Genomic DNA, 10,959 nt, shown 5'->3' on the forward strand with positions numbered 1-10,959 from the left:
CACTTTATAACCGATGGGGAGTGGGAGAGGCTATTGGCGATTGGTCGATGCGTGGGCTAGGCTCCAACGTAAGTCCCCAGCAGCCCGGAGAGGCCGTCATGATCATTGCAACCGATATGCCGGAAGTGACCCAGTGCGCCGTGACCCAGTGCGCCTACAACGCCGGCGCAGCCTGCCACGCCAGGGCGATCACCGTCGGGGAGGGCGACGAGCCCGACTGCGACACCTTTTTCGGCAACTCCCACCATACCAAGAGTGCCCGTACCGCCGGTGTGGGCGCCTGCAAGATGACCGACTGCGTGCACAACGACGACCTGGAGTGCTCCGCGGATGGCATCAAGGTGGGTCCATCGATCAACTGCCTGACCTATACCCACTGAGCGATGGGACTGCATATGTGGGAGCCCGCTTGCAGGCGACCAAATCGCCTGGAGCGATTTGGCGCAGCGAAGCTGCCCACAGGACCGAGCACAGGGATGTGCTCGGCGAAAAGGCGGTACCACACGGCAACACCATTATTCGCCTGCAGGCAGGCTCCCACAGCAGGGGCTCTGCAACGCCGGGTAGCAAGACGCTTCACCTGAACTCCGAAGCTCTCTACAAATCCGCCTCCGGGTCCTCCCGCTTTGCGGCTTTGTTGCCCTCGTCGGGCTCGCCCATTTTCCAGTAGCTGCTCGCGTAGACATCCCCGCGGCCGACATCGCGCTCCTTTTTGAAATAGGCGCGCAGGTTGCGCATGGTGTCGAACTCACAGGCGGCCCATACATTGACCCGGCCCGGCTGCCACGGCAGCGCCCTTACCGCATCCGCCAGCACGGTGTTGGGCCTGTCCGGGTGCGGGTTGATCACCCAGTGAAACTCCACTCCCGGCGGCGCGTCTATCTCCTGCCGGTCCCCCTCCTCCAGGATCTCCATCACCGCATACCCCCGGGCGTCCCGCGGCATCCGTTCCAGGTTGACACTGAGCGCCGGCAGCGCGGTCATATCGGCGGCGAGGAAAAACCATTCGGCTTCCATATCCACCAGCTTCTTCGGGCCCGGGCCGAGCACGGTGATCCGATCGCCCTCCGCACAGTCCATCGCCCAGGCGGAGGCGGGGCCGTTGTCACCGTGGGCGACGAAATCCAGGTCCAGTTGCAGGGCTTGCGGGTCGAAAGCGCGGATGGTGTAGGAGCGCAGCCGGTTTCTCTTGCCCTTTCGGTCCACCGCTTTCACCCCCATCGGCGCCAGCTCGCTCTCCCCTTGCGGCGGGAACACCAGCTTCACATAGCCGCTCTCCTGGTCTTCGGGAAAGCCCCGCAGGTCCTCCCCGCCCAGGGTTATGCGAATCATATTGGGAGTCAGTTGGCGCTTGCGGACAACCGTCAGAAGGCGCGGTTGCGGAGTGGTCATAAACAGCTCCTGTACAGCTCGATTTCGCGCCAGTGTACCGACAAACTTGCTCCGCAACTAATCCAGTTTGCCCGAGTCGGACTCAATCTCTTCACAATATCCCCTCAACACCGCAAAGGCCTTTTTCTTGATGCCTTTATCATCGATCAGGCCCGCGCCGCGGGAATTGAGGTGAGTCGATTTTACCCATCGGCTTACCCCCTGGTGGCGCACACCGGCTGCGCGGGGCAAATGTGGGGTATGAAATTGCAGGGCCGGTGGCGCGCGTCCAGCTGCTCCAGCAGTATCTTTTCCCAGGCGGTGCGGCAGGCACCGGTGGAGCCCGGCATACAGCAGATCAGGGTGCGATTCGCCAGCCCCGCCAGGGCGCGGGACTGCACCGTGGCACTGCCGATATCGGCAAAAGAGATTTTCCGGAACAACTCGCCGAAGCCGTCCACGGTCTTGTCGAACAGCGGCTGCAACGCCTCTGGTGTCGAGTCCCGCGCGGTAAAGCCGGTGCCACCGGTTACCAGCACTGCGTGAATATCTTCCTGTGCTATCCACCGGGAAACCTCGGCGCGCATCAGGTAGATATCGTCCGGCACTATCTTCCTGTCCGCCAGTTTGTGTCCCGTCGCCTGCAGAGCCTCCGCCAGGTACTGGCCGGAGGTGTCGGTCTCTTCGTTGCGGGTGTCGGATACCGTCAATACCGCGATATTGAGCGGAATAAATTCCTCGGAAACGTGTGCCATAAGTGTTTCGCCTGAATCAAAAAACTGAATGTGTGAGCGCCGGTGTATCGATATTGCCAAAGCTGCGCGCCGCCTCCGGCGGCTGGAGCGGCCGCCGGCCAGCACTACGCCGCAGCTTGGCGCCGGGCCTTCGTCCAGGGTTCAGCCTCCCAGCATCGCCAGGTTGCGGGTCGCCCCGGTCCGGCCGCCCGCCAATTGATGGCCGGCGGTCTTGTCGCTCACCGCCGCCCGGATCATTTCCGCCAGGGCCCGGTGGTCGCCGCCGGCGATGGCGTCGCGCAGGTCGATGCCCTGCTCCGCAAACAGGCACAGGTGCAGCGCGCCCTGTGCGGACATGCGCAGGCGGTTGCAGTCCGCACAAAAATCTTTGCTGTAGGGGGTGATCAGTCCGATGCGGCCGGCGTAGTCCGGGTGCCGGTATTCCCGCGCCGGGCCGGCACTGCGGTGGCGGGTCAGCCGTTCCCAGCCGTCCCGCAGCAACAGTGTTTCGATATCGCCGCCGGAGACGTGATTGCTGGCAAAAAAACTGCGGTTATCGCCGGTGCGCATCAATTCGATAAAGCGCAGGGTCACCGGCGTTGCCCGGACCCACTGGAGAAATTCGTGATATTCGCCCAGGTTGTGTTCCCGCAGCAGCACCGTGTTGACCTTGGTCTCGACGCCCAGCTCCAGGGCCCGCTCGATTCCGCGCAGCGCTTTTTCCAGCTTGTGGTGTCCGGTGATGCGCTCGAACTGGTGCGGGTCCAGGCTGTCGACACTGACGTTGAGCTGGTCCAAACCCGCGTCGCGCCAGCGGTCGATTTCGTTGGCAAGCCTGTAGCCATTGGAGGTGATGGCCACCCGGCGAATACCGGCGGCGCCGCTGGTTGCGGCAATAAGATCCGGCAGATCCCTGCGCAGGGAGGGTTCACCGCCGGTGATACGGACTTTTTCCGAACCCAGGGAGGCGAAGGCGCGCACCACTGTGCGGACTTCGGCAACACTCAGGGGTTTTTCCCGCCCTTGCGCTCCCGTGCACTGATAGCCATCCGGCAGGCAGTAATTGCAGCGGAAATTACAAACATCGGTCACGGACAGACGCAGGTAAAAAAACCTGCGCCCAAATTCATCGGTTAACATAAACGCCTTTATTAAACGCCTTTCCAGTTGCGGGAGGCCGGCCGGTTTCCCGGGCGGCCCTGGTGGCTGCAATATCAGCCACGGCCCCCGCGCCATACGCTGGGCGCTTAGGCATTGGGGGCTCGGTGTTTAAACTCTTTGCAGTGTATCAGCGGGCGATTGTGTTGCGCGGGGGCAAAGGTGGTACTCCCTTTGTCTGTCAGAAGGATGCCGTGAGCATTAGCCACAGCTTATCGGTATCGACACTGTAAGCATCGGCTCTGTAGCTGGCGTACTTGACCGTCGCCGATAACTGTTCGGTCAACTTGCGGCTGTAGCCGAGGTCCCACTCGCTGCCCCAGTCGGCGGAGGTCTCCACTGCGGAAAACCGGTGATAGGTGGCACTCAGGGTTCCGCCGGCCAGCCCGCCGGCGGCGCTCAGGTACAGGTCCTCGATGCCGTCCGCGGGAGTGGACAGGAACTGGTCGGCAAAGCCCTGGAATTTGTGCAGGGTGGCCAGCGGCGTGGAGAAACCCACTCCGTTGTCCGCTCCCAGTTCTTCATAGCCGAGGCGAACATTGACCGGTCCGAAATCCGTATCCAGTTCAGCGAGGTAATAGGGTGCGCTGTAGTCGAGGCCGCTGTCCCCGGCCTCCGTCTGACGGGCGTAGCCCAGCTGCGCGTTGACCGGCCCGAAGGCACCGCTATAACGCAGCGCGAGGGTACGGCTGGAGGCATCGACGGCGTGCTCCAGCTGGAGATCCACGGCCAGGAAGACCAGTTTGTGATTTTCCGTCAGGGGATAACCGGTGCGGAAAATCTGTATATCCCCCTCCAGGTTTCCCTGTTCGCTATCCTCGCCGAAAATCCGGTTGACGTTGTAGATATAGCTGTAGTCCAGCCGCAGCGCGCCGTCGCGCCCGTAGCGAAACCGGTAGCCGTCGAAGGTCTGCTCGTTCTGACGCCAGGCGACACCGCCGACGAAACGCTGGTCGTCCAGCACTATACGCTGCCGCCCCGCCGTAGCCTTGAAAGTCCCGTTGCCGTACTGCAGATAGGCCTGGTTCACCTCTGTCCCCAGCGGATCGGCGACTACGGGATAATCGGTCTGTCCGTTGGTGGTTGAGTTGTAATTGTCCTGCCCTATTGCGGTTACATCGTCCATTTCGATCATTGCGCTGAATCCGCGGTAATTTCCGCTCTGCCAACTCAGGCGCGTTCTCAGGGTGGATGCGGTGGCGTCGTTGGACAGCTTGTCCCGATCGACGTTTTCCGCGCGATAGCGCAGATTGATCGCCAGATCGCCGTTTTGCACGGCACTGGAAAACGTCTGCGCGGTGTCTTCGGCGCTGGCGTGCGAAGAGGCCACACCGCTCGCGCACAGCAATGCGCTACAAACAAGGCTGGGGAATTTCTGCGTAATCATTTTCTGGTCCTCTGCAACTGTTTGGAAATTCTGCACGACAAGTTACAGCGTCAGGTAAAACAGTGAAAACCTGCCCCATCCTTCCCATCGCGGTGGAACTGCCACCTGCCGGTGCGCAGAGCTAATACCAAATGGCTGGTAGGGATTACCCGAAAGGGGTGTCCTCCCGGTGCAGAAAATTGTGCTGCCTGGCAAATTCGAGACGCTGCAAGGCGCGCTCCCGTTGCAGGGCCAGATACATCGCCAGCATACACACCGCGAGCACGCCGTAGAGCAGCATAAAGGCGGCGCTGTGAATACCCACAATATCCTGGGCGATACCAAACATGACCGGGAGACTGAAGCCTCCCAGGGCGCCGATCGTGGCCACAGTACCGCCGACGCTGCCCATATAGCGGGGATAATTGTCGTAGACGATCTTGTACACAGAGGCGCGCCCGAATCCCTGGGCGATACCGATCACCAGAATCAATAGCGTGAAGAGTTCGATGCCCACTTCGAGTTCGATCTGCACATCCCGTTCGATGCCGTGAATGGTCATGCTGGTGGGCGGATAACTGAGAAAGAAGAGGCACACCAGGCAGGTCCAGAAAACACTCCAGTTGACGGCGCGGGCACCATAGCGGTCGGCAAACCAGCCTCCCAGTGCGCGCACCGTACTGGACAGCGCCACAAACAGCAGCGTAAGAGCCATCGCCGTCTGCGTGGAAACCCCGTAGGCATCCAGGTAGTACTGGGGAAGCCAGAGCAGCAGCGCGAGAAAACTGCCGAAGACGAAATAGTAGTAGAGCCCGAAGCGCCACACCCTGATTTCGGATAAGGGACGCAGGTGAAATTCCAGATCAGGCCGGCGCCGGCTGCGCATGTAAGGTATCTCCTCCGGCGCCCAGTACGCGAACAGCAGGATTGCGACAAACATGGCGGCGCCGTACACCGGCCCCACCATCTCCCTCCCCAGCCAGTTTTCAATGGCCGGCGCCAGTGCCAGCGTGACGGCGGCGCCGGCATTGCCGGCACCGAATATTCCCATGGCAGTGCCCTGCCGGCGCCGATCGAACCAGGGGCTGATATAGCGGATTCCCGAGACAAAGGCGGTACCGGAAATTCCCAACCACAAACCCGCCAGCAAATGACCGGAGTAACTGTGAACGCGCGGAAGCAGCAGCAGAATAGGCAACAGCAACAACGCCTGCGCCAGGATTATTTTCTTTGCGGAAAACCGCTCTGCCAGCAGCCCAACGGGAAACCGCAACAGGGCACCGCTCAGCATGGGAGCCGCCAGCAGCACACCGAATTCGGTCGCGGATAGATTCAACTGGTCGCGAATGGATACCCCCAGCACCGCGTACAGGGTCCAGACGGAAAAGTTGGCCGCAAACATGGCGGTGGCGGACACAAGAGCCCGACCGGCGAGCTGTTCGGTGTATTGCATGATAAATCCCCGGTTTACATCTGGAATTCTACGCAATCCCCGCCCCTGATCCGTGCCGCTCCGTCCCAACTACCCACAAAAACACCGGCGCTATAAACAGCGCGGACCAGCTACCACCAACGAGGTAGGCGGCCGGTGGAATCACCGGGATCACCGTCGCCCCGCTGTTCGCCGCGACTACCGGGCGGAGGTAGGCGGCCGCACTTTGCAGGCTTTTTTCCGGCAAAACTACCACTCCTGTCCGCTGTTCTGGAGCGGGCCCACTTTTAAACTGTGCGTCAACAATTGGCGGCTAAAGGGCAGACAAGCCAAAGGAGTTATCATGACCACATCCAGCGGGCTCAATTTTTTTAATTGGCACGATCCAAAGATAAAGACACTGCATATCACCTGGTTTGCATTTTTCCTCACGTTCTTCGTGTGGTTCAGCCATGCTCCGCTGATGGTCTTTATCAAGGAGGCTTTCGATCTCAGCAGCCAACAGGTAAAGGCGCTGCTGATCCTCAACGTGGCACTGACCATCCCGGCACGCATCGTTATCGGCATGCTGGTGGATAGGTTCGGGCCGCGCCTGGTGTATAGCGGGCTGCTGGTAACGTCATCCGTTATCTGCCTGGGTTTCGCCACCGCCGACAGTTACCGGGCCCTGGCCCTGTTCCGCTTCCTGCTCGGATTTGTGGGCGCAGGCTTTGTGATCGGTATCCGCATGGTGGGTGAGTGGTTCCCGGCCCGGCAGGTGGGGCTCGCCGAGGGCATTTACGGCGGCTGGGGCAATTTCGGTTCCGCTGCGGGCGCCATGACCCTGCCCACGGTGGCGCTGATGTTCGGCGGTGAGGACGGCTGGCGCTATGCGCTGGGACTGACCGGTGTCGTCGCCGGCTTGTACGGCCTTCTCTATTATCGCATCGCGCGCGACACCCCCAAGGGTTCCACCTACTTCAAGCCCAGGAAGAGTGGTGGACTGGAAGTCAGTAGCAAAAGAGACCTATATTTCTACCTGGCGATGAACGTCCCCATGTACCTGGCCCTGGCCCTCCTGGCATACAAACTGTCTCCCGCCGGGGTCGGCCTGCTGTCCGACAGCACCACTTATATTCTGTGGATTTTGCTGGCGGTACTCTTCGTCTTCCAGACCCGGCAGATCTGGCTGGTAAACAAGGAGCACCTGCAGCAGGGCGTGCCGGAGCTGGAGAAATACCAATTCAAGCAGGTGGCCATTCTCGACCTGGCCTACTTCGTCACCTTCGGCTCCGAGCTCGCGGTGGTGTCCATGCTGCCTTTGTTTTTCCTTGAGACCTTCTCCGGTATCAGCGCCGTCCAGGCGGGTCTGCTGGCCTCCGGGTTTGCCTTTATGAACCTGGTCTCCCGCCCCACTGGCGGCCACTTCAGCGATAAGCTGGGGCGCCGCCGCAGCCTGATGTTCCTGATTTCCGGGCTGGCCGTCGGCTATCTGGTACTGAGCCAGATCGACAGCGGCTGGTGGGTATCGCTGGCGGTAATGGCGACCATGGCCTGTTCCTTCTTCGTGCAAGCGGGGGAAGGTGCGGTATTTGCGATAGTGCCACTGATCAAACGCCGTATGACCGGACAGATCGCGGGCATGGCCGGGGCCTACGGCAATGTGGGCGCAGTCACTTATCTCACCGCCTTGTCCTACGTCGACTACAGCACCTTTTTCCTGATCATCGCCGCCTCTGCCGCGCTGATCGTCTTTGCCTGTGCGTTTCTCGAGGAGCCCAGGGGCAAGATCGCGGAAGTGCTGCCCGACGGCACGGTGCAGCTGATCAGCGTGGAGTGATCCGACTCCATGGCCGCGCCGGTGGACACTGTCACAGAGAGCGAACAGCGCGGGCGGCTGCAACTGGCCGCAGGGATTTGCAGCCGCGCCGGGTGCAAGCCGCAGAACGAGGATTCGGCGGTTTTCCACTGGCCGGCGGACCCGCACCTGCGGGAGTACCTGGGCGCGGTGGCCGCGGTGGCGGACGGGGTCAGTTCCGCCGAGGCCGGCGCCCTGGCCAGCCGTACGGCCACCAGCCAGTTTGTCGGCGACTACTACAGCGCGCCGGACACCTGGTCCGCCGCGCGTGCGGGGCAACGGGCGCTCGCTTCCATCAACAGCAAACTCTACCGCAGCAGCCACGAATACTCACGGGAGGAAAAAGGTTTTCTTTGCACTTTTTCCGCTCTGGTTTTCAAGTCCCGCACTGCCCACTTTTTCCATATTGGCGACAGTCGCATCCAGCTGTTGAGGGGCGGCAAACTGGAGTGCGTGACCCGCGATCACAGCGTCGCCCTCGGGCACCGTCAGAGTATGCTGTCCCGGGCCCTGGGCATGGACACCGGGCTGCAGGTGGATTACGGCCGGATCACAATGGAGCGGGACGACCGTTTTCTACTGACCAGCGACGGGGTCCACGATTTTGTTCCCGGGGAGGTCCTGGTGGACATCCTGCAGCGTGATGAACTGGAAGAAGGCGAAATGGCCGAAACCCTGGTGCGCCTAGCCGAGGAAAACGGCAGTGACGACAACCTGACAGCGGTGGTCGTTTCGGTCCGCGACCTTCCGGATGCGACCCTGGATGAATACAGCCAAAAAATCGCACGCCTGCCTTTCCCCCCGCCGCTGACCCCTGGAATGATACTGGATGGCTTTTCCGTCGAGCGGGAAATTTTTTCTTCACAGCGCAGCCAACTCTACCTGGTGCGGGACCCCCACACCGGGGAGGTTCTAGTAATGAAAACCCCCTCGGTCAACTACGAAGACGATATCCACTATATCGACCGCTTCGTACAGGAGGAGTGGATAGGCCTGCGTATCCACAGCGAACGGGTGGTACGCGTATTTCGCCAGAAGCGGCCCAGAACTGCCCTCTATTACCTGATGGAGTATATCGAAGGCTGCACCCTGGAAACCTGGATTGAGCGCCACCGCTTCCCGAAACCGGCGGAGGCATTCCGTATCGTCAGACAGATCGCCGAAGGATTGCAAGCCTTCCACGACCGGGAAACCATCCACCAGGATCTCAAGCCCGCCAACATCATGATCGACGGACAGGGTGGGGTTAAAATCGTCGATTTCGGTTCCGTGTATGTGGCGGGCAGCGCGGAAATTTTCCGCCCGCTGGAACACCCCGGAGCGCTGGGCACCGCTTCCTATTCGGACCCCCATTACCTGATGGGCCGCAACACGGCGATCCAGGGCGATATCTACGCCCTGGCCACCATCGCCTACGAGATGTTTACCGGCGAGCTGCCCTATGGCGAGGAGATCAATGAGTGCCGCTCCCTGGTGGACTACGAGCAATTGCGCTACCGCAGCGCGAGACAATTCAACCCCGTCATCCCCCTCTGGTTCGACCGCGCCCTGGAGCGGGGTTGTTCCATTGACCTGGAGAAACGCTATCACACGGTCGACGGGCTTATCGCCGACCTGGGCAATCCCAATCCGGACTATCTGCGCGACGACCCGGAAGATTACCGCAATCGGGACGCCTACCTCTTCTGGAAGATTCTTTCCGGGCTGTGGATAGTCACCCTGCTGTCGGTATTTGCACTTTTCTATACCAGCCGCTAGTTCAGGCGAGAGCGTATCAAGTCTCAGAGCCTGTTTGGACTCTTGCACTGAACTCTCCAAGGCCGGGTGGGGTCACCTTGTGCCAGTGCTCAGCGCTTTCGAACCTCAGTATGCCAAAATATCCTACGGCCTCTTCATTGGAACGACATTTGTAGGATTGGCGATATCGGATCGGGGATTTTGTTTATGATCAGGGGAATGCGGCGGCTCCGTTTCAGTGGACTCGTCAGCCTCGATTCCATGGTCCTCAAAATAGCGCGCGGGTGTCTTGCCGAGCATTCGTTTGAACATGGTTATGAAAGCGCTCACGCTCTCATAGCCCAGATCGCCCGCTATGGTGGTTACGAAATCGCCGTCGGCCAATCTTTGCAATGCCAAGCCGATATGAAGCTGCTGTCGCCAGCGCAGAAACGTCATCCCCGTCTCGCGTTTGAACAGCCGGCTCAGCGTTCGATTGCTCACTCCAACACGAGCTCCCCACTCGTCGATGGTGAATCGCAGGCCCGGATTTTCGATCATGGACTCGGTCAGCCGCCGGAGCCTCCTGTCGTTCGGCATCGGCAGATGGATCGGTTCAAGCGGCGCCGCGGCCAGTTCGTCGAGCAGCACCGATATGAGTCGCGTCTCACGCCCTCGGTCCATGTTCTCCAGTGGCGATTCAAAATCGAAGCGCAGAATCAATTCGCGGAGGAAGGGCTGCACAAACAGAATGCCACAATTCTGATCAAGCAGAGCGGCCAAGCCCGGATCGATGTACAGACTGCCGATCTTGATGTGACCATCCATCCTGCCGGCGTGGGAGACGCCGCTGGGTATCCACAAGGCACAATGCGGCGGGACCGTCCAGATGCCACCTGCGGCCTGAACCGTCAGCACGCCGCTGATGACATACATCAATTGCGCTTTGCTGTGGCGATGAGGCTCCGTTTCGCCGACGAAGGTCGCGTCGGTGATCAGACTGAAGACGGGACGTGGAATTTCATCGACTGCGTCGATGTCAGGTTTAGGCGGAAACTCCATCACATCATTCCAATTCGGCATCTGCGCTCCAGAAATTACAATACCCTTCAATCGCGAGTTTTTCTCCTGAAAGTACGAGGATGATACCACTCAGGCACCTCGTCGGCCGACGAACCGTCTTCCTCGTGGTCACGCAGGAAGACAAGTTAGTTCCCATCCATAAACGCGCATTTTTTTAGAAACTGGCGCTGGCACCAAATTTTCATTGGCGTGAAGCCATCCAATTCCCAACACCTCGGATCAATCTGGTTAATATTTAACCAATCTTATCTTGAGCTGCTTT

9 protein-coding genes and 1 riboswitch are annotated in these 10,959 nt (G+C 60.2%); of the genes, 3 read left to right on the forward strand and 6 right to left on the reverse strand.

Annotated features, from left to right (window positions below):
- The first annotated feature begins 98 nt into the window (after window positions 1–98).
- A complete protein-coding gene (locus ACRC0P_RS04125; protein ID WP_308366346.1) occupies window positions 99–380 on the forward strand; it encodes a DUF1540 domain-containing protein in 282 nt (93 codons plus the stop codon).
- 217 nt (window positions 381–597) lie between these two features.
- Here the strand turns inward: ACRC0P_RS04125 and ACRC0P_RS04130 are convergent, their stop codons facing one another.
- The 5 genes from ACRC0P_RS04130 to ACRC0P_RS04150 form a co-directional block, all read right to left on the reverse strand.
- A complete protein-coding gene (locus ACRC0P_RS04130; RefSeq protein WP_438628520.1) occupies window positions 598–1,392 on the reverse strand; it encodes a siderophore-interacting protein in 795 nt (264 codons plus the stop codon).
- A 194-nt stretch (window positions 1,393–1,586) separates the two neighbouring features.
- Window positions 1,587–2,126: a molybdenum cofactor biosynthesis protein B gene (moaB, locus tag ACRC0P_RS04135; RefSeq protein WP_438628521.1), complete on the reverse strand. Its 540-nt coding sequence runs from the start codon at window positions 2,124–2,126 to the stop codon at window positions 1,587–1,589.
- Window positions 2,127–2,267: 141 nt separating this feature from the next.
- A complete protein-coding gene (gene moaA / locus ACRC0P_RS04140; RefSeq protein ID WP_438628522.1) occupies window positions 2,268–3,245 on the reverse strand; it encodes a GTP 3',8-cyclase MoaA in 978 nt (325 codons plus the stop codon).
- Window positions 3,246–3,385: riboswitch (molybdenum cofactor riboswitch) on the reverse strand.
- Between the two features lie 59 nt (window positions 3,386–3,444).
- A complete protein-coding gene (locus ACRC0P_RS04145; protein WP_438628523.1) occupies window positions 3,445–4,650 on the reverse strand; it encodes an alginate export family protein in 1,206 nt (401 codons plus the stop codon).
- A 145-nt stretch (window positions 4,651–4,795) separates the two neighbouring features.
- Window positions 4,796–6,082: an MFS transporter gene (locus ACRC0P_RS04150; RefSeq protein WP_438628524.1), complete on the reverse strand. Its 1,287-nt coding sequence runs from the start codon at window positions 6,080–6,082 to the stop codon at window positions 4,796–4,798.
- Window positions 6,083–6,404: 322 nt separating this feature from the next.
- Between ACRC0P_RS04150 and ACRC0P_RS04155 the strand changes: the two genes are divergently transcribed.
- Both ACRC0P_RS04155 and ACRC0P_RS04160 read left to right on the forward strand, forming a co-directional pair.
- On the forward strand, window positions 6,405–7,880 hold the full coding sequence (locus tag ACRC0P_RS04155) for a NarK family nitrate/nitrite MFS transporter (RefSeq protein WP_438628525.1): 1,476 nt from the start codon (window positions 6,405–6,407) through the stop codon (window positions 7,878–7,880).
- Between the two features lie 9 nt (window positions 7,881–7,889).
- On the forward strand, window positions 7,890–9,656 hold the full coding sequence (locus ACRC0P_RS04160) for a protein kinase domain-containing protein (protein ID WP_438628526.1): 1,767 nt from the start codon (window positions 7,890–7,892) through the stop codon (window positions 9,654–9,656).
- A gap of 123 nt (window positions 9,657–9,779) precedes the next feature.
- Here the strand turns inward: ACRC0P_RS04160 and ACRC0P_RS04165 are convergent, their stop codons facing one another.
- Window positions 9,780–10,727 (reverse strand): AraC family transcriptional regulator, encoded by a 948-nt coding sequence (locus ACRC0P_RS04165; protein ID WP_438628527.1) that lies wholly within the window; start codon window positions 10,725–10,727, stop codon window positions 9,780–9,782.
- Between the last annotated feature and the right edge of the window lie 232 nt (window positions 10,728–10,959).

Source organism: Microbulbifer sp., from assembly GCF_051659245.1.
Taxonomy (GTDB): Bacteria; Pseudomonadota; Gammaproteobacteria; order Pseudomonadales; family Cellvibrionaceae; genus Microbulbifer.